The organism is Mycobacterium sp. NGS24 (assembly GCF_059813065.1).
Map to the genome: position 1 here is coordinate 75,736 of NZ_JCALDW010000021.1, position 20,677 is coordinate 96,412.

The 20,677-nt window shown below is 65.4% G+C and carries 19 protein-coding genes and 2 tRNA genes; 15 read left to right on the plus strand and 6 right to left on the minus strand.

The genetic code is table 11. The annotated features are described in order from the left end of the window. Positions 1-39: 39 nt before the first annotated feature. The 3 genes from AC5Y6Y_RS22050 to AC5Y6Y_RS22060 all read right to left on the minus strand — a co-directional run bounded on the left by AC5Y6Y_RS22050 (position 40) and on the right by AC5Y6Y_RS22060 (position 3,081). A complete protein-coding gene (locus tag AC5Y6Y_RS22050) occupies positions 40-1,056 on the minus strand; it encodes a pyridine nucleotide-disulfide oxidoreductase (RefSeq protein WP_499930314.1) in 1,017 nt (338 codons plus the stop codon). Between the two features lie 61 nt (positions 1,057-1,117). Beyond that, the gene (locus tag AC5Y6Y_RS22055) at positions 1,118-2,686 is read right to left on the minus strand and encodes a glycoside hydrolase family 13 protein (RefSeq protein ID WP_499930305.1); all 1,569 of its coding nucleotides are present in this window, start codon (positions 2,684-2,686) and stop codon (positions 1,118-1,120) included. Continuing rightward, the gene (locus tag AC5Y6Y_RS22060; protein ID WP_463824876.1) at positions 2,686-3,081 is read right to left on the minus strand and encodes a globin; all 396 of its coding nucleotides are present in this window, start codon (positions 3,079-3,081) and stop codon (positions 2,686-2,688) included. The genes AC5Y6Y_RS22055 and AC5Y6Y_RS22060 overlap by 1 nt, the downstream gene beginning before the upstream one ends. Before the next feature lie 134 nt (positions 3,082-3,215). On the opposite strand from AC5Y6Y_RS22060, the gene AC5Y6Y_RS22065 reads away from it, so the two are divergent. The 3 genes from AC5Y6Y_RS22065 (at position 3,216) to AC5Y6Y_RS22075 (ending at position 4,611) form a co-directional block, all read left to right on the plus strand. Next, positions 3,216-3,869, plus strand: coding sequence for an HNH endonuclease (locus tag AC5Y6Y_RS22065; protein WP_463824875.1), 654 nt, complete (start codon positions 3,216-3,218; stop codon positions 3,867-3,869). Between the two features lie 63 nt (positions 3,870-3,932). Beyond that, positions 3,933-4,157, plus strand: coding sequence for an aa3-type cytochrome oxidase subunit CtaJ (ctaJ, locus tag AC5Y6Y_RS22070; protein WP_463824947.1), 225 nt, complete (start codon positions 3,933-3,935; stop codon positions 4,155-4,157). Beyond that, the gene (locus tag AC5Y6Y_RS22075) at positions 4,144-4,611 is read left to right on the plus strand and encodes a DUF5130 domain-containing protein (protein WP_463824874.1); all 468 of its coding nucleotides are present in this window, start codon (positions 4,144-4,146) and stop codon (positions 4,609-4,611) included. Before ctaJ ends, AC5Y6Y_RS22075 begins: the two co-directional genes overlap by 14 nt. Before the next feature lie 11 nt (positions 4,612-4,622). Here the strand turns inward: AC5Y6Y_RS22075 and pepN are convergent, their stop codons facing one another. Beyond that, positions 4,623-7,202 (minus strand): aminopeptidase N, encoded by a 2,580-nt coding sequence (gene pepN / locus AC5Y6Y_RS22080; protein WP_463824873.1) that lies wholly within the window; start codon positions 7,200-7,202, stop codon positions 4,623-4,625. A gap of 109 nt (positions 7,203-7,311) precedes the next feature. On the opposite strand from pepN, the gene AC5Y6Y_RS22085 reads away from it, so the two are divergent. The 3 genes from AC5Y6Y_RS22085 to AC5Y6Y_RS22095 all read left to right on the plus strand — a co-directional run bounded on the left by AC5Y6Y_RS22085 (position 7,312) and on the right by AC5Y6Y_RS22095 (position 9,294). Then, complete coding sequence (locus tag AC5Y6Y_RS22085) at positions 7,312-7,923, plus strand: mycothiol-dependent nitroreductase Rv2466c family protein (protein ID WP_499930306.1); 612 nt, start codon at positions 7,312-7,314, stop codon at positions 7,921-7,923. A gap of 81 nt (positions 7,924-8,004) precedes the next feature. Next, positions 8,005-8,484 (plus strand): ribose-5-phosphate isomerase, encoded by a 480-nt coding sequence (locus AC5Y6Y_RS22090; RefSeq protein WP_463824871.1) that lies wholly within the window; start codon positions 8,005-8,007, stop codon positions 8,482-8,484. A gap of 3 nt (positions 8,485-8,487) precedes the next feature. Further along, positions 8,488-9,294 carry an Fpg/Nei family DNA glycosylase gene (locus AC5Y6Y_RS22095; RefSeq protein ID WP_499930307.1) on the plus strand — a complete coding sequence of 269 codons (807 nt, stop codon included), beginning with the start codon at positions 8,488-8,490 and terminating at the stop codon, positions 9,292-9,294. 117 nt (positions 9,295-9,411) lie between these two features. Here AC5Y6Y_RS22095 and AC5Y6Y_RS22100 read toward each other — a convergent pair whose 3' ends face one another. Both AC5Y6Y_RS22100 and AC5Y6Y_RS22105 read right to left on the minus strand, forming a co-directional pair. Continuing rightward, positions 9,412-10,614: a serine hydrolase domain-containing protein gene (locus AC5Y6Y_RS22100; RefSeq protein WP_499930308.1), complete on the minus strand. Its 1,203-nt coding sequence runs from the start codon at positions 10,612-10,614 to the stop codon at positions 9,412-9,414. 33 nt (positions 10,615-10,647) lie between these two features. Next, positions 10,648-10,718, minus strand: a tRNA-Gly gene (locus AC5Y6Y_RS22105). Positions 10,719-10,850: 132 nt separating this feature from the next. Here AC5Y6Y_RS22105 and AC5Y6Y_RS22110 point away from each other — a divergent pair. The 9 genes from AC5Y6Y_RS22110 to AC5Y6Y_RS22150 form a co-directional block, all read left to right on the plus strand. Continuing rightward, a tRNA-Pro gene (locus AC5Y6Y_RS22110) sits at positions 10,851-10,927 on the plus strand. 53 nt (positions 10,928-10,980) lie between these two features. Next, a complete protein-coding gene (gene tig / locus AC5Y6Y_RS22115) occupies positions 10,981-12,465 on the plus strand; it encodes a trigger factor (protein ID WP_499930309.1) in 1,485 nt (494 codons plus the stop codon). Between the two features lie 97 nt (positions 12,466-12,562). Then, positions 12,563-13,165 carry an ATP-dependent Clp protease proteolytic subunit gene (locus AC5Y6Y_RS22120; protein WP_463824866.1) on the plus strand — a complete coding sequence of 201 codons (603 nt, stop codon included), beginning with the start codon at positions 12,563-12,565 and terminating at the stop codon, positions 13,163-13,165. After that, positions 13,165-13,800, plus strand: a complete 636-nt coding sequence (clpP2, locus tag AC5Y6Y_RS22125; protein WP_463824865.1) for an ATP-dependent CLP protease proteolytic subunit ClpP2 — start codon at positions 13,165-13,167, stop codon at positions 13,798-13,800. Before AC5Y6Y_RS22120 ends, clpP2 begins: the two co-directional genes overlap by 1 nt. 251 nt (positions 13,801-14,051) lie before the next feature. After that, positions 14,052-15,332: an ATP-dependent Clp protease ATP-binding subunit ClpX gene (clpX, locus tag AC5Y6Y_RS22130; RefSeq protein ID WP_463824864.1), complete on the plus strand. Its 1,281-nt coding sequence runs from the start codon at positions 14,052-14,054 to the stop codon at positions 15,330-15,332. A 299-nt stretch (positions 15,333-15,631) separates the two neighbouring features. Beyond that, on the plus strand, positions 15,632-17,584 hold the full coding sequence (locus AC5Y6Y_RS22135; RefSeq protein WP_499925905.1) for a 2-oxoacid:acceptor oxidoreductase subunit alpha: 1,953 nt from the start codon (positions 15,632-15,634) through the stop codon (positions 17,582-17,584). An 89-nt stretch (positions 17,585-17,673) separates the two neighbouring features. Further along, a complete protein-coding gene (locus AC5Y6Y_RS22140; protein ID WP_463824862.1) occupies positions 17,674-18,765 on the plus strand; it encodes a 2-oxoacid:ferredoxin oxidoreductase subunit beta in 1,092 nt (363 codons plus the stop codon). Between the two features lie 13 nt (positions 18,766-18,778). Then, on the plus strand, positions 18,779-19,384 hold the full coding sequence (mobA, locus tag AC5Y6Y_RS22145; protein WP_463824861.1) for a molybdenum cofactor guanylyltransferase: 606 nt from the start codon (positions 18,779-18,781) through the stop codon (positions 19,382-19,384). A 756-nt stretch (positions 19,385-20,140) separates the two neighbouring features. Beyond that, positions 20,141-20,677, plus strand: a 537-nt coding sequence (locus AC5Y6Y_RS22150) for a transglycosylase family protein (protein WP_499930310.1), incomplete at its 3' end; no start/stop codon positions are given.

Here is a 20,677-nt window from a genome sequence, read left to right on the forward strand (position 1 = left end):
CGGGCGCATCAATCAGGCCGATTTTATCGGCCTGCCTACTCACGTGCGGTAGACCATCCACAGCGGCAGCACGGAGTTGAGGTAGTCCATGAACTTCTTCAGCCCCACTCGATATTGACCGTAGCCGTAAGGGTCCTCGGCGTATTCCGGGAACGCGATGCCCAGCCCGAAGAGTCCGGGCGCGAGGATCCCGTTCTGAGGGTTGTAGTCCAACGGGCCCCACTGCGGGGTCTCGGGTAGCGTCCTGCGCTGGAATCCCACGGTGTAGACGACGCGGTCACATTCGGCGAGTTTCTCGTCGAACTCGGCGCTGGAAACCCAGCACCGCTCCAACCGGTCGGGGTACCGGCCGTCGATGTTCTCGCGGGCCCACTCCGCTGCCCGGCCCTTGAGGCCGGTGTCGTCGAAGAGAATCCAATCATCAAGATAAACCGCGTATTTGAGTGGACCGCGGTAGAAGTTGATTACTTTTGCCACCGGCCGGCGCAGCAGATGCGGCAACACGATCATCGACGAGTGCGACGAACCGAACACGGCGACGGTCGCGCCGTCCAACGTCACCTGCGCGAGTTTCTCCGGATCGAGCGCGACGTCCACCGGAATCTCCTCGAGCTGCGGATAATTCAGCGTCTTCGGGACGGCACCCACCGCGAGAATCACGTTGTCGGAGACGATTTCGGCGTCCTCGGTGTCGACTCGCCAGCGCCGGTTCGCCAACCACAGCGCCTTGGCCGTGGACTGAAAACTCGTCACCCGGTCGCGCAGCTGCCCGGTGATCCACAGCAACGGATCTGCCACCAGCGCAAGGGCGCAGGTCTCTGCCGGGTCGACCTCTCGCAGCGGACACGGCGGCGCTTCGGAAAACCGGAACGCCGACGAGCCGTTCAGGTACTCCAGGAACGTCCCGGCGATGGTGTTGCTCGAGACGGAACGCCATTTGCCGCCCAGATCACCCGCCGCAAAGGCGGGATCGATCCAGGCGATCTGCTCCGGCCCGATGCCCTGATCAAGTAGTCGTCCCACCGCGGCGATTCCGGCGGCGCCGGCTCCGATCACTGTCCACGCGTAGGGCGCCATGCATCAGATATAGAGCAGCGGGCACCGAATCGCGAAACGGCTAACCAAGCACCCAGGCCGTGCTGTCCGGTGGCAACCGGCCTTCGGTCAGCGGGGCGCTGGTGAGAATGACGTCCCCCGGGGGCAGCGCGATCGGGAGTTCGCCGGCATTCAGCGCGCACACCAACCCGCCGGGACGCGCGAACACCACCGCGTCCTTGGGAGCAGGCCGCCACCAGACCTCTGCGCCGTCGAATTCACCATGCTCCCTACGTAATCGGAGCGCTTGCCGGAAGAACATCAACGTCGACCCGGCATCGGCGAGCTGCTTTTCCACGGTCAGCCCCGCCCAGTCCGCCGGAATCGGCAACCAGGTGTCGGGATTGGTGGAGAACCCGAACGGGGGGACCTCGCCCGACCAGGGCAGCGGCACCCGGCAGCGGTCACGGCCACGCTCGGTGTGCCCGGAACGTTCCCAGGTCGGGTCCTGCAGCACCTCGTCGGGCAGGTCCACGTCGGGCAGCCCGAGCTCTTCGCCGTTGTAGAGGAACACCGCGCCGGGCAGCGCGAGCATCACCATCGCCATGGCCTTGGCGCGGCGCAGTCCGACTTCGCCGTCGCCGTACCGGCTGACCTCGCGGCCGACGTCATGGTTGGACAGCGTCCAGGTCGGGGTGGCGTTTTCCAATGCGGCGGCGTCCAGCGAGTTCTGTATCGCATCGCGGATCTCGGTGCTGTCGAAGCCGGTACGGGTGAGCCGGAAGTTGAAGCCGAGGTGTAGTTCGTCGGGGCGCAGGTACTGCGCCCACTGGGCGTTGTCGTGCACCCACACCTCGCCGACGGTGACCGCCCCCGGATAGTCGTCGATGACCTTGCGGATGTCGCGGTGGATGGCGTGCACGTTGGGCCGGTTGAACCGCGGGTCGTCGTCGGTGTGACGCAGCACCTCGGTCACGTCGGGTGAGTCCGGCAGCCCCGCGGGCTTGGCCATCCCGTGCGCCACGTCGATGCGGAACCCGTCGACACCGCGCTCCAGCCAGAACCGCAACGTTTTCTCGAAGTCGTCGGAGATCTCCGGGTTATCCCAGTTCAGGTCCGGCTGTTCGGTGTCGAACAGGTGCAGATACCACTGGCCGGGATTGCCGTCCGGCTCGATCACCCGCGTCCAGGCCGGTCCGCCGAACACCGATTCCCAGTTGTTGGGCGGCAGCAGCCCATCAGGTCCGCGACCGTCGCGGAAAAAGTAGCGGTCACGTGCCTCGGTGCCGGGACCGGCAACCAGCGCGGCCTGGAACCACGGATGCTGGGAGCTGCTGTGGTTGGGCACCACGTCCATAGTGACTTTGATGCCACGGGCGTGCGCGGCGGCGATCAGTCGCTCGAAGGCGGCCATCCCGCCGAACAGCGGGTCGATGTCGCGGGGATCGGCGACGTCGTAGCCGTGGTCGGCCATCGGCGAGACGGTGACCGGGTTGATCCAAATCGCTTGCACGCCAAGTTGTTCCAGATGTTCCAGCCGGTCGGTCAGACCGTCGAGGTCGCCGACGCCGTCGCCATCGCTGTCGGCGAACGAGCGGGGATACACCTGGTAGAAGACCGCGGAGCGCCACCAGTCCTGTTGAGCGGTCATCAGAACGCGGAGTTGACCAACGAGTGGGCGGCCATCTCCAGGTACTGCAGCAACTGGCGCCGGTGCTCGTCGTCCAGGGTCTGCGAATCGATGGACGCGACCGCGGTGTGCATGCACCGCAACCAGGCGTCGCGCTCTATCGGCGTGATGCGGAACGGCATGTGCCGCATCCGCAACCGGGGATGTCCGCGTCGGTCGGAGTAGGTGCGTGGGCCGCCCCAATACTGCTCGAGGAACATGCGCAGGCGCTCCTCGGCGCCGGTCAGGTCCTCCTCGGGATACAACGGCCGCAGGATCTCGTCGTCGGCGACCTGTTCGTAGAAGCGCGCCACGATCGCGTCGAACGTCTCCGCCCCGCCGACGGCGTCGTAGAAAGACTCGGTTGCTTGTTCCATCGCCCTCCATTGTGGGCCCACCGCCACAGTGCGGCGCAGCTACCGCCCCGGTGTTCACCGGATCGACACGACGTAGCCGGAACAAATGTCGTGCGATCGGCAGCAAATCATGGTGGACTGTCGGCGGAGGATTTATGGCGCAGCGCAACAAACGTCGTGGCCACCGAGGTGTCGGCAGCACGGCAAATGGAACCGGGCCAGCCACCGCGTCATGTCTGCACAGCGTCGATTCACCGTCTCATCCGCCCACGCGGGTGGAGAGCGCATCGGTCTGGAATCGCCGTCGGGTGCTGCTGCTGAACTCCACCTACGAGCCCCTCACCGCCCTGCCGTTGCGCCGCGCCATCGTGATGGTGATGTGCGGCAAGGCCGACGTGGTGCACGCCGACCCGGCCGGCCCGGTCATTCACTCCGCTACCAGGGCGATCGCGGTGCCATCGGTGATCCAGCTGCGCTCCTACGTCCGGGTGCCGTACCGCGCCCGGGTTCCGATGACGCGCGCGGCGCTGATGCATCGAGACCGGTTCTGCTGTGCATACTGCGGGGCGAAGGCGGACACCATCGACCACGTAGTGCCCCGCAGTCGCGGCGGTGACCACTCCTGGGAGAACTGCGTCGCTTGCTGCGCCACCTGCAATCACCGCAAGGGCGACAAGTTACTCACCGAACTCGGCTGGTCGTTGCGGCGGGCGCCGCTGCCGCCGACGGGACAGCACTGGCGGCTGTTGTCCACAGTCAAGGAGCTGGACCCCCACTGGGCGCGGTACCTGGGTGAGGGCGCGGCCTGATTTCCCGGCCGCCAGGTGTGCCGTATCCGACTCGGGTGGGATAGCGTTTGCCTCGTGAACGCTATGGAGTTGCACCTGATGTTCCTCGGGATCCCGCTGGTGCTGGCGGGTCTGCTGCTGTTGGTGTACATGACCCGCAAGGGACCGCACCCGGCAACCTATGACATGTCGGAGAAGTGGACCCACGCCCCGATCCTGTGGGCGGCCACCGACGAGGCTGTCGGCGGCGGCCACGGCGGACACGGGTCGGAGTTCTCGGTAGGAGGTGGCGCAAGTGGCACATGGTGAAGTTGCGACGATAGACCCGGCCGATCTGCCGAGAGGCTGGGTGGTCACCAGCAGCGGACGTCTGTCCGGAGTCACCCAGCCCGGTGAGCTCTCCGTGCACTACCCGTTCCCGATCAGCGATTTGGTCGCCGTGGACGATGCGCTGAAATACGCGTCGCGGGCGTCCAAGGCGCGGTTCGCCATCTATCTCGGTGACTTGGGCAGCGACACTGCCGCCCGCGCGCGCGAGATTCTGGCCAAGGTGCCGACGCCCAACAACGCGGTGCTGCTCGCCGTGTCCCCGGACCAGAGCGCCATCGAAGTGGTTTACGGGTCGGCGGTGCGTGGTCGGGGCGCGGAGTCCGCTGCGCCGCTCGGGGTCGCCGCTGCGTCGTCGGCCTTCGAACAGGGGCATCTGATCGACGGACTGGTCAGCGCAATCCGCGTGCTCAGCGCCGGGATTTCGCCGGCCTAGGGCCCGATGCCCTAGTCGCCGCCGCTGTCGAAGTTGCGCGCGCGTAGTGACCGCTGCACCGCGGCCTGCCCTTCCAGCACCAGCCTGCGCAGCGCCGGTGGCACCTGCGGGTCGGACAGGAACTCGTCGGCGGCGGCGATCGCCTCCTCGCTGATGTCCTGGTGGGGGTACAGGCCGATCACCACCGACTGCGCGACCTCGCTGGATCGCCGGGCCCAGACGCCGGCGATGACCGCGAAATAGCGCTCGGTGAACGGCTTGAGCAGCTCACTCTGTCCCGGCGCACTGATGCCCGCGATCATGGCGCGGCTGACGGCATTGGCCAGGGTGTCGTCCTCGACCACCGCGGTGAACGCCTGTTCCTTGACGGCGAGTTGCGGGCGCGCGGCCGATGCCTGCGCACCGTGCCGTTTGCCGGCCGCAGTCGGGTCGTTGCGCACCTCGGCGTCGATCCGCGGCGTCTCGGGCCCGTCGGCGTCGATCACGCCCGCGGTGGCCAGCGCGACCACCACCCGCCAGCGCAGGTCGGTGTCGACGTCCAGACCTGCCAGCCCCTGCTCGGCGGGATCGCCGTCGAGCAGGCCGGTCAGCACTTCCACATGCCGCGGCGACAACACCGAGGACAGCAGGGCGTTGACGAAGGCGAGCTGATGGTCGGAGCCGGGCTCGGCGCCGCGCGCCAACTCCAGCAACCGGTCGGCGAGCTGCGGCCAGCCGTGCTCGCGCGCCCAGCCCGGCTCGGCGTAGGACCCCACCGCGGTCTGGGCCTGCAACAGCAGCCGCTGCAACACGGTGACCTCGGTCTCGGCCTGGATGCCGCCGGACACCAGCGCCACGAAATCGCGCGCGCGTAGTTCGGCGTCGCGGGTCATCTCCCACGCTGCCGACCACGCCAGCGACCGGGGGAGCGGTTCGGCGATGTCGGCGATGCGGTCGAGTGCGGTCTGCAGCGACTCCGGGTCGAGCCGCAACGAGCAGTAGGTGAGGTCGTCGTCGTTGACCAGGATCAACTTTCCTCGCGAAACACCAACCAGCGCAGGGACTTCCGTCGTCGAACCCTCGACGTCGATCTCCTCCCGATGCACGCGCACCAATTTCCCGGAACCATCGTCGTCGTAGATCCCGATGGCCAGTCGGTGCACCCGGGTTTCGCCCGCGCCGGGTGCCGCGCCGCTCTGCGCGACTGCGAACCGGGTGAACGTGCCCTCGTCATCGACGTCGAAATCGGCCCGCAGGGTGTTCAATCCGGTGGTCTTCAACCACTGCTGTCCCCAGTCGGACAGGTCACGTCCCGATGCCTTCTCCAACGCGGCGACGAGATCGCTGAAGGTGGCATTGCCGAAGGCGTAGGTCTGGAAGTAGTCACGCAGGCCGGCCAGGAAGCCCTCCAAGCCCACATAAGCGACCAGTTGCTTGAGCACCGAAGCGCCCTTGGCGTAGGTGATGCCGTCGAAGTTCACTTCGACCGCGTGCAGGTCCGGAATGTCGGCGGCGATCGGGTGCGTCGAAGGCAGCTGGTCCTGCCGGTACGCCCACGACTTCTCCACCGTTGCGAAGGTCGTCCACGCCTGGGTGTATTCGGTGGACTCCGCCTGGCACAACACCGAGGCGAAGGTGGCGAAGGATTCGTTGAGCCACAGATCATCCCACCAGGTCATGGTGACCAGATCGCCGAACCACATGTGCGCCATCTCGTGCAGCACCGTCTCCGCGCGTCGTTCATAGGATGCGCGGGTGACCTTGCTGCGGAAGACGTAATCCTCCAGGAATGTCACCGCGCCGGCGTTTTCCATTGCGCCGGCGTTGAATTCGGGCACGAACAACTGGTCGTACTTGCCGAATGCGTAGGGTAGGCCAAAGTTGTTGTGGTAGAACCCGAATCCTTGTTTGGTCTCGGTGAACAACCGCTCGGCGTCCATGTAGGGCGCCAGCGACGCCCGACAGTAGATGCCCAACGGGATGTCACCATGCTCGTCGGTGTAGTTGTCGTTCCACACGGCGTACGGCCCGGCGACCAGAGCAACCAGGTAGGTGCTCATCCGCGGCGTCGTAGCGAAGGTGTGCACGCCGTTCTCGACCGACACTGTCGCAGCGTTGGAGACCACCTTCCAGTGCTCGGGTGCGGTCACCTGGATGTCGAAGGTGGCTTTGAGGTCCGGTTGGTCGAAGCAGGCGAACATGCGTTTGGCGTCGGCGGTTTCGAACTGCGAGTAGAGATACGTCTCGTCGTCGACGGGGTCGACGAAGCGGTGCAGTCCCTCGCCGGTGTTGGAATAACGGCAGTCGGCGTCGACCACCACGACGTTGCGGTCGGCCAGGCCTTGCAGCGGGATCCCGGTCGATTCGTCGTAGCCGGAGACGTCGATGTCCCGGCCGTTGAGGGTGGCGCTGTGGAGCTTGTCGGCGGCGATGTCGATGACTGTGTCGGCGCCGGCGAGCGCGTCGAACGCCACGGTGGTGTGGGAGCGGAACGTGCGGGAGCCGGGAGCCCCCGCCCCGTCGGTGACGTCGAGGTTGATGCGGTAGCTGTGCACGGTGACCAGGGCGGCGCGTTCGACCGCCTGGTCGCGGGTGAGGTTGGGTAGGGCCACGCGTTCCAACATATCGGCTGACATCGCGGGGTTCGCGGCGGCGGGAACAGTCCGCCCGCGGTTGCGGTTGTGTCTGAGCGGACCCACTGCCGAGGAGAGGACCGCAGCAATGCCTGAAAAGTCGAAAGCCGATTTCTGGTTCGATCCGCTGTGTCCGTGGTGCTGGATCACCTCACGCTGGATCCTCGAGGTGGAGAAGGTCCGCGATATCGAGGTGCAGTTCCACGTCATGAGCCTTGCGGTGCTCAACGAAGACCGGGAAGGTCTGCCCGACGACTACCGGGAGAAGATGTCGAAGGCCTGGGGACCGGTGCGGGTGGCGATCGCCGCCGAGCAGGCGCACGGCGCGAAGGTGTTGGAACCGCTCTACACCGCGATGGGCACCCGAATTCACAACGAGGGCAACACAGATCTCGACGAAGTCGTCAAACTGGCGTTGGTCGATGCCGGCCTGCCCGCCGAGTTGGCGCAGGCGGCCTCCGACGACGCCTACGACGAAGCGTTGCGCAAGAGCCATCACGCCGGCATGGACCCGGTGGGACTCGACGTCGGTACTCCGACGATCCACGTCAACGGGAGCGCGTTCTTCGGGCCGGTGATGTCGAAGATCCCGCGCGGCGAGGAGGCCGGCAAGCTCTGGGACGCGTCGGTGACGTTTGCGGCCTACCCCCACTTCTTCGAGCTCAAGCGAAGTCGTACCGAGGCTCCCGAATTCGACTGACCTCCCACCGAGTGCACACTCGGCGGGCGGCGGTGCCGGTTCGCTGCTGCCGGTGCTGGGACGTCGGGCACAATGTCCGGCATGCGCGTCTACTTGGGATCCGACCACGCCGGATTCGAGCTCAAGCAGCAAATCATCGAGCACCTGAAGAAGACCGGCCACGAGCCGATCGACTGCGGCGCGTTCAGCTATGACGCCGAGGACGACTACCCCGGATTCTGCATAGCTGCGGCGGCACGCACGGTTGCCGACCCGGAAAGCCTCGGCATCGTGCTGGGTGGGTCGGGCAACGGCGAACAGATCGCCGCCAACAAAGTGCCCGGCGCGCGCTGCGCCCTGGCGTGGAGTGTGGAGACCGCAACGCTGGCCCGCGAGCACAACAACGCGCAGTTGATCGGTATCGGTGGGCGCATGCACACCGTCGACGAGGCCCTGGCCATCGTCGACGCCTTCCTGTCCGCGCCGTGGTCGAAAGCTGAACGCCACCAACGCCGTATCGACATTCTCGCCGCCTACGAACGCACACACGAAGCGCCTCCGGTGCCCGGCGCCGGAGAGTGAGCAGTGCCCGAAGGGCATACCCTGCACCGGCTGGCCCGGTTGCACCAACGCCGGTTCGCCGGTGCGCCGGTGGCGGTGTCGAGCCCGCAGGGCCGGTTCGACGACGCCGCCGCAGTGGTCAACGGTCGGGTGTTGCGCCGTGCCAGCGCCTGGGGTAAGCACCTGTTCCACCATTACGCCGGTGGCCCGGTGGTGCACGTGCACCTCGGGCTCTACGGTGCCTTCACCGAATGGCAACGACCCGAGGACGGCACCGTTCCAGAACCGGTCGGACAGGTGCGGATGCGCATGGTCGGGGCACAGTACGGCACCGATCTGCGCGGCCCGACGGTGTGTGAGCTACTCGACGAGAGCCAGGTCGACGAAGTAGTCGCCCGGCTGGGTCCCGACCCGTTGCGCGCCGACGCCGACCCGGCCCGGCCCTGGGCGCGAATCAGTAAGTCTCGCAGGCCAATCGGTGCGCTTCTGATGGACCAGACCGTCATCGCCGGGGTGGGCAACGTCTACCGCAACGAGTTGCTGTTCCGGCACAACATCGACCCGCACCGACCGGGCGTGGACATCTCCGAGCCCGAGTTCAGCACCGCATGGACCGATCTGATGGCGCTGATGAAGGTCGGGTTGCGTCGCGGCAAGATCGTTGTGGTCCGCCCGGAACACGATCACGGCGCGCCCTCGTACAGACGCGGCCGGCCGCGCACCTATGTATACCGGCGAGCCGGCGACCCGTGCCGGGTGTGTGGGGAAACGGTGCGCACTGAAGTGCTGGAGGGCCGAAATCTGTTCTGGTGCCCGAATTGCCAGACCTGACTCACCACCTCAGCGACCTTAGGCCTCGAGCCTGTAGTGGTGGCGCCGAGACTGAACTCAGCGCGTCTCCGCGGCGAATGTGGCGTCCTGAATACCGTCTCGACGCGGTGGCCCTGCTCAGCTCGGGATGACCCCGAGCGCCCGATAGACCTCGTTGCTCAGGGCGACACTGCGCGGGTCGGCGTTGGCCTTGCTGGCATCGAAGCGATTCGACACGTAGCCGTAGCCGATCCGGTGTTCCAGGTCGACGAACGCGAACGAACCACCCAACCCGCCGTGGCCGAACATCTTCGGGTTGGGCCCGTTGATGCAGCGCTGGTTGAGCATGTAGCCCAGACCCCAGCCGTGGTCGGCGACGCGGGGACCCAGCACCAGGTCGGGTTCGAATCCGCCCTGGCATTCCCGGACCAGGTCCATGTGTTCGCGGCTGAGCAGCTTCTCCTGGGCCAGCGCGTTGTAGAAGGTGGCCATCCCCAACGCGGACACCTGGCCGTTGGTGCCGGGGAACTCGAGCTGCCGCCACAGCTGCAGGTTCTCGGTGTCCAGGTCGTCATCGGCGAGGAAGCCCATCGAGATCGCCATGCCGGCCTTGGGGTGCTCGGCGAGGCTGGTCGGGTAGCCGGGGGCGTGCAGTTCGGCCAGCAGTTGGCGGCCGGTGGGTTTGTTCACCCGGTCGGCGCAGCGCAGCTGCTCGCTCGGCGACAGACCGATGTGGATCTCGGCGCCGATCGGTTCGGCGATTTCGGTCCGCAGATACTGGCCGACCGTACGGCCGGTGACGCGACGAAACACCTCACCGACGATGAAGCCGTAGGTCGTCATGTGGTAGCCCTGCGCGGTGCCCGGCCGCCACCACGGTTCGGCGACGGCGAGTTGCTCGCAGACGAAGTCCCAATCGAGCAACTGCTCGGTGGTCAACCGGGTACGCGGCCCGATCACCCCGGATCGGTGGCTCAGCACCATCGCCAGCGTGATGTCTTGCTTGCCGGCCTGCCCGAACTCGGGCCAGTAGCGGGCCACCGGCGCCTGCAGGTCCAATTCACCCCGGTCGGCGAGTTGGTGGACGCAGGTGGACGTCAGACCCTTGGTGCCGGAGAGCACCGTGGTGAGGGTGTCCTCCTGCCACGGACGGGTGCCGGCGGCGTCGGCGGAACCGCCCCACAGATTGACGACCAGGTCGCCGTCGACCCAGACCGCGACCGCGGCCCCTACTTCGTGGCGCAGCACGAAATTGCGCTCGAATGCCTCGCGGACGCCCTGGAATTTCGGCGCGCACGAGCCTTGAATGCTCACGTTGCTGACGCTTTCGACGTCGCTCATGGCGCCTTTCCGTTGAGCAAAATATACGCCCAGAGCGGGCGACGGGAATCGAACCCGCGTAGCTAGTTTGGAAGACTAGGGCTCTACCATTGAGCTACGCCCGCATGTATTAGTCGAGCGAGACGATACGTGGTGGCGGAGATCAAATCTAATCGACGCTGTCACGTGACCGCTCCGTGAGGTCTGAGGTCGCTGCGTGGCCGGTGTGACCGGGCCGTAGGATTTCGTGGTCACCGCGGGGTGTAGCGCAGCTTGGTAGCGCATCCGCTTTGGGAGCGGAAGGCCGCAGGTTCAAATCCTGTCACCCCGACCACGTCCACAAGCGCACTGCCGCGCGCCGAAACGAACACATCGAGGAGCACGCCCGTGAAGAGCACCGTCAAGCAGTTGAGCCCCACCCGGGTTCGCATCAATGTGGAGGTGCCGTTCACCGAGCTCGAGCCAGATTTCCAGCGGGCCTATAAGGAGCTGGCCAAGCAGGTCCGGCTGCCGGGCTTCCGCCCCGGCAAGGCTCCGGCGCGGTTGCTCGAGGCGCGCTTCGGACGCGAGGCGCTGCTCGACCAGGTCATCGAGGAGGCCGTGCCCAGCCGCTACGGCCAGGCGCTCACCGAATCCGATGTGCAACCCATCGGCCGCCCCAACATCCAGGTGACCCATAAGGAGTACGGCGAGGAACTGCAGTTCTTCGCCGAGGTCGACGTCCGTCCCAAGCTGGAGATCCCCGACCTGGATGCGCTCACGGTCTCCGTCGACCCCATCGAGGTGACCGACGAGGAGGTCGAGGCCGAACTCGACTCGCTGCGCGCCCGGTTCGGCACCCTGACCGGCGTGGACCGGACGGTATTGATGGAGGACTTCGTTTCAATCGACTTGTCGGCGACCGTCGACGGTGAGGACGTGCCGGGCGCCGCGGCCGAGGGACTCTCCCACGAGGTCGGCTCGGGTCGACTCATCGCCGGGCTGGACAACGCGGTGATCGGCCTGGGTGTCGACGAGTCCAAGACGTTCACCGCCAAGCTGGCGACCGGGGAGCATGCCGGTCAGGACGCTGAGGTCACCGTCACCGTGCGGTCGATCAAGGAACGCGAACTGCCCGAGCCCGACGACGAGTTCGCCCAGTTGGCCAGCGAGTTCGACACGATCGAGGAGCTGCGCGAGAGCCTCCGCGAGCAGGTGCGCAACACCAAGCGCGCGCAGCAGGCCGACCAGATCCGCGAAGCCGCCCTGGACGCGCTGCTCGAGCAGGTCGACGTGCCGGTGCCGGATGCGGTGGTGCGATCCCAGATCGACGAGACCGTGCACGCCGCGATGAGCGGCCTGAACCAGGACGAGGCCAAGTTCGCCGAGGTGCTCGAGCAGCAGGGCTCCTCACGTGCGGAGTTCGACGCCGAAGCCCGTGCCGCCGCCGAGAAGAACGTGAAGCGTCAGCTGCTGCTGGACGCCATCGCCGACGAACTCGACGTCCAGGTCGGTCAGGAGGACCTGACCGAACGGCTGGTGCTGACCTCGCGCCAATACGGCATTGAGCCACAGCAGTTGTTCGCCTACCTGCAGGAGAACAACCAGTTGGCCGCCATGTTCGCCGACGTGCGGCGCGGTCTGGCGATCGGCGCGGTGATCGAGAAGGCGACGGTCACCGATAACGCCGGCAATGCCATCGACACCAGTGACTTCTTCGGCAAGCGGCACGCGGGCCACGACCATGACCATGACCATGACGATCACGACCATGATCACGACCATGAGCCAGGGAGTGTCGACCAGGTCGAGCCGGCGGAGTCCGACGAAGACGCCGACGAAAAAACATCGGCAGCGGACGACGCCGAGAAGAGCGACGAATCCACCACATGACGCTGTGAGCGAACGCGCCCGTTTCAGGTAGTCATGGGGCGGGTCGGGTTCGTTAGTGTCGGTGCAACAAGCAACAAAGAAAGCAGGTGTCCCCGCGGTGGGAAAAGTGACTGACATGCGATCGAACTCGGTGGGTCTCAACCTCACGGACTCCGTCTATGAGCGCTTGCTCTCCGAGCGCATCATCTTCCTGGGCTCGGAGGTGAACGACGAGGTCGCCAACCGGTTGTGCGCGCAGATTCTGCTGCTCGCCGCCGAGGACGGCGACAAGGACATCAACCTCTACATCAACTCGCCGGGCGGCTCGATCAGCGCCGGCATGGCCATCTACGACACGATGGTTCTGGCGCCCTGCGACATCGCGACCTACGCGATGGGCATGGCCGCCTCGATGGGGGAGTTCCTGCTGGCAGCAGGTACCAAGGGTAAGCGGTACGCGTTGCCGCACGCCCGCATCCTGATGCACCAGCCCCTCGGTGGAGTCACCGGCAGCGCGGCCGACATCGCCATCCAGGCTGAGCAGTTCGCCGTCATCAAGAAAGAGATGTTCCGCCTCAACGCCGAGTTCACCGGTCAGTCCATCGAACGCATCGAGGCCGACTCAGATCGCGACCGCTGGTTCACCGCCCAGGAAGCCCTGGAATACGGCTTTGTCGACCACATCATCACCCGCGCCGCACACATCAACGGAGACGCATAATGAATCCCCAGATCCAGCCGCAGGCGCGCTACATCCTGCCGTCGTTCATCGAGCACTCCAGCTTCGGCGTCAAGGAATCCAACCCGTACAACAAGCTGTTCGAGGAACGCATCATCTTCCTCGGCGTCCAGGTCGACGACGCGTCGGCCAACGACATCATGGCGCAGCTGCTGGTGCTGGAATCGTTGGACCCCGACCGCGATATCACCATGTACATCAACTCGCCCGGTGGCGGGTTCACCTCGCTGATGGCGATCTACGACACGATGCAGTACGTGCGGGCCGACATCCAGACCGTGTGCCTGGGTCAAGCCGCGTCTGCGGCCGCGGTGCTGCTGGCTGCCGGCACACCCGGTAAGCGGATGGCGCTGCCCAACGCGCGGGTGCTGATCCACCAGCCGTCGCTGTCCGGCGTGATCCAGGGGCAGTTCTCCGACCTGGAGATCCAGGCCGCCGAGATCGAGCGGATGCGCACGCTGATGGAGACCACGCTGGCCCGCCACACCGGCAAGGATGCCGAGGTGATTCGCAAGGACACCGACCGGGACAAGATCCTCACCGCCGAGGACGCCAAGGATTACGGCATCATCGACACGGTGCTGGAGTACCGGAAACTTTCCGCGCAGAACGCCTGACCGCCGGCACTCTGAGCGTCGGTGGCGTAACGACCGCGACACGCCAGAGACACGTAAAGCGCGTCTCGTCGAGTGACGGACCCCGACGGGCGATATGTTGCTTGCACACGAGAAGCGCGATCATCCAGTGAATCCCAAGCAAGCTATTCGGCGTTAACGGTCGCGGCGAGCCGGAACAAACGGGTAGCGTCGTGGGGAACACGCGGCAGGCAAGACGATACGGCGACACAGGAAGTAGGCCCTGAAGCATCATGGCGCGCATCGGAGACGGCGGTGACTTGCTGAAGTGCTCGTTCTGCGGAAAGAGCCAGAAGCAAGTCAAGAAACTCATTGCGGGCCCCGGTGTGTACATCTGTGACGAGTGCATCGACCTGTGCAACGAGATCATCGAAGAGGAACTCGCCGACGCTGACGATGTGAAGCTCGACGAATTGCCCAAGCCGATCGAGATCCGCGACTTCCTCGAGGGTTACGTCATCGGGCAGGACACCGCTAAGCGGACGCTGGCGGTCGCGGTCTACAACCACTACAAGCGCATCCAGGCTGGCGAAAAGGGCCGTGACTCGCGCTACGAGCCCGTCGAACTGACCAAGTCCAACATCCTGATGCTGGGTCCGACCGGTTGCGGCAAGACCTACCTGGCCCAGACGCTGGCCAAGATGCTCAACGTGCCGTTCGCCATCGCCGACGCCACCGCGCTGACCGAGGCCGGTTACGTGGGCGAAGACGTCGAGAACATCTTGCTCAAGCTCATCCAGGCCGCCGACTATGACGTCAAGCGTGCCGAAACCGGCATCATCTACATCGACGAGGTCGACAAGATCGCTCGCAAGAGTGAGAACCCGTCGATCACCCGTGATGTTTCCGGCGAGGGCGTCCAGCAGGCCCTGCTCAAGATCCTGGAGGGCACCCAGGCCTCGGTGCCGCCGCAGGGCGGCCGCAAGCACCCGCACCAGGAGTTCATCCAGATCGACACCACCAACGTGCTGTTCATCGTCGCGGGCGCCTTCGCCGGTCTGGAAAAGATCATCTACGAACGGGTCGGCAAGCGGGGGCTGGGCTTCGGCGCCGAGGTGCGTTCGAAGGCCGAGATCGACACCACCGACCACTTTGCCGAAGTGATGCCGGAGGATCTGATCAAGTTCGGCCTGATCCCGGAGTTCATCGGCCGCCTCCCAGTCGTCGCGTCGGTCACCAACCTGGACAAAGAATCCCTGGTCAAGATCCTGTCCGAGCCGAAGAACGCGTTGGTCAAGCAGTACACGCGGCTCTTCGAGATGGACAACGTGGAGCTGGAATTCACCGGCGACGCCCTCGAGGCCATCGCCGACCAGGCGATTCATCGCGGCACCGGCGCCCGTGGTCTGCGCGCCATCATGGAAGAAGTCTTGCTGCCGGTGATGTACGACATCCCGAGCCGCGACGACGTGGCCAAGGTGGTCGTCACCAAAGAAACGGTGCAGGACAACGTGTTGCCGACGATCGTGCCGCGCAAGCAGTCCCGCAGCGAGCGACGCGACAAGACCGCTTAAACGCCCCGGCTTCCTGCGCGAGCCGTAGCTCGTGCGCGGGCGGAGCGCGCCGTCTCGCCGGTACAGTGACCAAAACCACAGTTTTGCTCCTGACGCCCACCGGCGTCACCGTGACATCGGCATTTACCTGCGTACTCGCCGGTAATAAGCCTGAGGCGTCGAACAGACATCCTTAGAAAAGTGTCATAATTGGTACCGCTGGTGACAGCAAAAACGTGTTAGCGGAGATGGCACTTCGGCGCGCGTATCGTCGAGCTGCAGCGGAGTGCCCGTCCGGAGGGCCAATGGAAGGCGGAGGCGTGAATCCGAACGGCAACGGCGCCGGGACAGAGTCTCACAACGGATCTCAAAGTCAAGTCGGCCGACAGCGGCTGGAGAACGTCGTCATCCGATTCGCCGGGGACTCCGGCGACGGCATGCAGCTGACCGGTGACCGGTTCACCTCAGACGCGGCGCTGCTGGGCAACGACCTGGCCACGCAGCCCAACTATCCCGCCGAGATCCGCGCTCCCGCAGGGACTTTGCCGGGCGTCTCGTCCTTCCAGATACAGATCGCCGACTACGACGTACTGACCGCCGGAGACCGGCCGGACGTGTTGGTCGCGATGAACCCCGCGGCCCTCAAGGCCAACATCGGCGACCTGCCGCGCGGGGGCATGGTGATCGTGAATTCCGACGAATTCACCAAGCGCAATCTCACCAAGGTCGGCTACGTCACCAATCCCCTCGAGACTGATGAGCTCGAGGAATATGTGGTGCATTCCGTTGCGATGACCACGCTCACTCTCGGCGCCGTCGAAGCGATCGGGGCGACCAAGAAAGACGGTCAGCGCGCCAAGAACATGTTCGCCCTGGGCCTGCTGTCGTGGATGTACGGGCGTCCGATCCAGACCAGTGAGAACTTCATCCGGGAGAAATTCGTCCGCAAGCCCGATGTGGCCGAGGCCAATGTGCTGGCCCTCAAAGCGGGCTGGAATTACGGCGAGACAACCGAGGCGTTCGGCACCACTTACGAGGTGTCCAAGGCTTCGCTGCCGGCCGGCGAGTACCGGCAGATCTCCGGTAACACCGCGCTGGCCTATGGCATCGTCGCGGCGGGCCAATTGGCCGACAAGCAGGTAGTGCTCGGCAGCTACCCGATCACGCCGGCGTCGGACATCCTGCACGAGCTGTCCAAACACAAGAACTTCAACGTCATCACCTTCCAGGCCGAGGATGAGATCGGTGGCATCTGCGCCGCCATCGGCGCCTCGTACGGCGGCGCGCTGGGCGTCACCAGCACTTCAGGCCCCGGCATTTCGCTGAAGTCCGAAGCACTCGGGTTGAGCGTGATGACCGAACTGCCGCTGATCGTGATTGATGTGCAGCGCGGCGGTCCGTCAACGGGTTTGCCGACCAAAACCGAGCAGGCCGACCTGTTGCAGGCGCTGTTCGGCCGCAACGGTGAGTCCCCGGTGGCCGTGGTGGCGCCCCGGTCACCCTCGGACTGTTTCGAGACAGCTATCGAAGCCGTCCGCATCGCGGTGTCGTACCACACCCCGGTGATCGTGCTCTCCGACGGCGCCATCGCCAATGGCTCCGAACCGTGGCGCATCCCGGACGTCACTTCGCTGAAGCCGATCAAGCACGTCTTTGCCAAACCGGACGAGCCATTCCAGCCGTATGCCCGCCACCGGGACACCTTGGCCCGACAGTTCGCAGTGCCCGGAACGCCGGGTCTGGAGCACCGCATCGGCGGCCTGGAGGCGGCGAACGGTTCTGGTGACATCTCCTACGAGCCGGTCAACCATGACCTGATGGTCCGGATCCGGCAGGCCAAGATCGACGGCATCAGTGTCCCGGATCTCGAGGTGGATGATCCCACCAGCGACGCCGAGCTGCTCCTGATCGGGTGGGGGAGCTCCTACGGACCGATCGGTGAAGCCTGCCGACGGGCGCGCCGCAAGGGCGTCAAGGTGGCCCACGCCCATCTGCGCTACCTCAACCCGTTCCCGGCCAACCTCGGGGACGTGCTGCGGCGTTATCCGCAGGTGGTGTGCCCGGAGATGAACCTCGGCCAACTCGCGATGCTGTTGCGGGCGAAGTACCTGGTCAACGTGCAATCGGTCAGCAAGGTGCACGGCCTGGCGTTCCTCGCCGACGAAGTGGGCCGCATCATCCGTGCTGCCTTGGGTGGCACGTTGGCCGAGATCGAACAGGACAAAGCGATGGTCGCCAGGCTGGGCGCGGCAACGGTCGGAGCGGACGCGTGACGATGCAGAGCGTAGCGATGAGGAGGAGCGGCGCAGATGACTTCCGCCGGTGACGATGCAGAGCGTAGCGATGAGGAGGAGCGGCGCAGATGACTAGCGTGATCGGCACAGACCTCGGTATCACCCCGGAGTCACATCGCAGATTGACCAAGAACGACGGGGTGCCCACTACCGACCAGCCGCAGAAGGGCAAGGACTTCACCAGCGACCAGGAGGTGCGCTGGTGCCCGGGTTGCGGTGACTACGTCATCCTCAACACGATCCGCAACTTCCTGCCCGAACTCGGGCTGCGTCGCGAGAACATCGTCTTCATCAGCGGTATCGGCTGCTCCAGCCGTTTCCCCTACTACCTGGAAACCTACGGGTTCCACTCAATTCACGGCCGCGCACCGGCTATTGCCACCGGTTTGGCTCTGGCCCGTGAAGATCTGTCCGTCTGGGTGGTCACCGGCGACGGTGACGCGCTGTCGATCGGCGGCAACCACCTGATCCACGCGTTGCGCCGCAACGTCAACATCACCATCCTGCTGTTCAATAACCGGATCTACGGTCTGACCAAGGGTCAGTATTCGCCGACGTCCGAGGTCGGCAAGGTGACCAAGTCGACGCCCATGGGTTCGCTGGACCATCCGTTCAACCCGGTGTCGCTGGCGCTGGGCGCCGAAGCGACGTTCGTCGGCCGCGCGTTGGACTCCGATCGCGCTGGTCTGTCCGAGGTGCTGCGAGCGGCCGCCCAACATCGCGGTGCCGCCTTGGTCGAGATCATGCAGGACTGCCCGATCTTCAACGACGGCTCGTTCGACGCGCTGCGCAAAGAGGGTGCGGAAGAGCGTGTGATCAAGGTGAGCCACGGTGAGCCGATCGTCTTCGGCGGCAACGGCGAGTTCTGCGTGGTTAAGTCCGGCTTCGGCCTCGAGGTCGCCAAGACCGCAGACGTGCCCGCGGACGAGATCGTGGTGCACGACGCGCACACTGACGACTCGGCATACGCCTTCGCGTTGTCCCGGTTGTCGGACCAGAACCTCGACCACATGGTGATGGGCATCTTCCGCGACATCAGCCGCCCGACCTACGACGACGCGGCCCGATCGCAGGTCGAAGCCGCGCAGAAGTCGCGCGCCTCCGACGAGGCCGCGCTGCAGTCGCTGCTGCGCGGGCGCGACACCTGGACCGTGGGCTGAGGTGGCAGCGCAGGTGTCTGACGAGGGTGCAGCCGCCGGTTCGCTGGCCGGGGTGGTCCTTGCCGGCGGAGAGTCGCGGCGCATGGGTCGCGACAAGGCCACTCTGACCGTCCCGGGTGGTTCCACCACGTTGGTCGAGCATGTTGTCGACGTCCTCGGTCAGCGCTGCTCACCGGTCTACGTGGTGGCGGCTCCGGGGCAGCCCCTGCCTGCCTTGCCGGTGCCAATTCTGCGTGACGAACTTCGCGGCCTCGGACCGTTGCCGGCAACCGGTCGTGGCCTGCGCGCGGCAGCCCAGGCGGGAGCCCGCTGGGCATTCGTATCGGCGGTCGACATGCCTTCTCTCACAGCGGATTTGATCGACGACCTGATGCGTCTCGCCGCGGAGACGGACGCCGAGGTGGTGATGCCGTGGGATGGCCGCAGCCACTATCTGGCAGCGGTGTACCGCACGGACCTGGCCGACCGGATCGATGCGCTGGTCGCTGCCGGCCAGCGCAAGATGAGTGCGCTGATCGACGCATCGGACTCCCAGCAGATCGTGCTGGCCGACACCGATGTGTTGACCAATGTGAACACCGAGTCGGACCTGCGGGCGCCGGCCCGCTCGGCCCGCTGACCCGGCATCCGAGGCGGCCCCAACGCGTTTGGGGACTTCATTCCTTATTGGTTGATGTTTGCTTGTAGATGCGGTCATTGTCGCTAAACGCGATGCATACAACGGCGTTTGACGGGCATTGCTCGTCAGCGCTAATGCCGCTCGAACTCGGGCGCCTTCGCGAGAAGTGTTGCAAAAGTGGGTATCTAGAGGATCAGTGCACTGCGGCCGGCTGAATTGGTCTAGGTCACTATCGAACTTGTTTGTGGCTCTGGTCACTCCGATAAGCTTTGCGCGAGGCTGGTTTTTGTTCGCATGTCGGATATCGAAATCCGGTGTCCCAGCTCACAATTAGTGCGTGATTCGGCTCACGAAGCGTTGCTCGCACCGCCCCTTGTTCGTCGTGCCGGAATGCGCTGATGACCTGCAGTGATCATTCTGGATTCGACTCGTGATCAGTCCGTGATCCGGTCGAGATATCCGCATCATCGAGGTGACGAATTCAAATCGTTATCGTACGGTCCATTTAGCCCAGAAACGGGCGCGGTAAATAGATCAAAAATTGAATCCACGGACCCGCGTGTGAGCGGAACAGGGGACGACGCCAAGGTGGGTCGCCCCGACGGGTGATGGCCACCGGCCGCCCCGGACGATTGAGTCCTCCGCTGTCGTGCCGAAACGAGACGGCACGCCCTGAAGCGATTTTATGCACCAATCACAACCCTCAACCCACTTCGGTGGGCTGGTTTCAGCGCGCGCGCAACGAAAGGAAATAGGTTGAAGAACGTCCGCAAGACGCTCATCGTCGCCGCGATTACAGGGACGCTCGTGACCGTGCCGACTACCGGCATCGCTCATGCGGATGTCCCGGGTGTGGACCCGAACGTGGCGCCTGGTTTTGACCCGAACGCCCCGGCTCCCGACGCGCCGCCGGCGCCCGAGCCCGTGGCATTCGACCCCACCGCACCGGCACCGGATGCGCCGCCGGCCCCGGATGCGCCGCCGGCCCCGGATGCGCCGGTTGGTTTCGACCCCAACCTGCCCGCCCCGGATGCTCCGCCTGTCGACCAGGTTCCGGCGCCCGCGCCGGCCAGGGCGTACAGCGTGAACTGGGACGCGATCGCGCAGTGCGAGTCCGGTGGTAACTGGGGCATCAGCACCGGTAACGGCTACTCCGGTGGTCTGCAGTTCACCCCGAGCACTTGGCGTGCCAACGGTGGTGCGGGTTCCGCTGCCGGCGCGAGCCGTGAGGAGCAGATCCGCGTGGCCGAGAATGTGCTGCACTCGCAGGGCATCGGCGCGTGGCCGGTCTGC

What these genes read in the sequence shown, in the direction of transcription:
- AC5Y6Y_RS22055 (WP_499930305.1), bottom strand. Translation starts at nt 2,686, where the DNA reads ATGACCGCTCAACAGGACTGGTGGCGCTCCGCGGTCTTCTACCAGGTG.
- AC5Y6Y_RS22060 (WP_463824876.1), bottom strand. Translation starts at nt 3,081, where the DNA reads ATGGAACAAGCAACCGAGTCTTTCTACGACGCCGTCGGCGGGGCGGAG.
- AC5Y6Y_RS22065 (WP_463824875.1), top strand. Translation starts at nt 3,216, where the DNA reads ATGGCGCAGCGCAACAAACGTCGTGGCCACCGAGGTGTCGGCAGCACG.
- ctaJ (WP_463824947.1), top strand. Translation starts at nt 3,933, where the DNA reads ATGGAGTTGCACCTGATGTTCCTCGGGATCCCGCTGGTGCTGGCGGGT.
- AC5Y6Y_RS22085 (WP_499930306.1), top strand. Translation starts at nt 7,312, where the DNA reads ATGCCTGAAAAGTCGAAAGCCGATTTCTGGTTCGATCCGCTGTGTCCG.
- AC5Y6Y_RS22090 (WP_463824871.1), top strand. Translation starts at nt 8,005, where the DNA reads ATGCGCGTCTACTTGGGATCCGACCACGCCGGATTCGAGCTCAAGCAG.
- AC5Y6Y_RS22100 (WP_499930308.1), bottom strand. Translation starts at nt 10,614, where the DNA reads ATGAGCGACGTCGAAAGCGTCAGCAACGTGAGCATTCAAGGCTCGTGC.
- clpP2 (WP_463824865.1), top strand. Translation starts at nt 13,165, where the DNA reads ATGAATCCCCAGATCCAGCCGCAGGCGCGCTACATCCTGCCGTCGTTC.
- clpX (WP_463824864.1), top strand. Translation starts at nt 14,052, where the DNA reads ATGGCGCGCATCGGAGACGGCGGTGACTTGCTGAAGTGCTCGTTCTGC.
- AC5Y6Y_RS22140 (WP_463824862.1), top strand. Translation starts at nt 17,674, where the DNA reads ATGACTAGCGTGATCGGCACAGACCTCGGTATCACCCCGGAGTCACAT.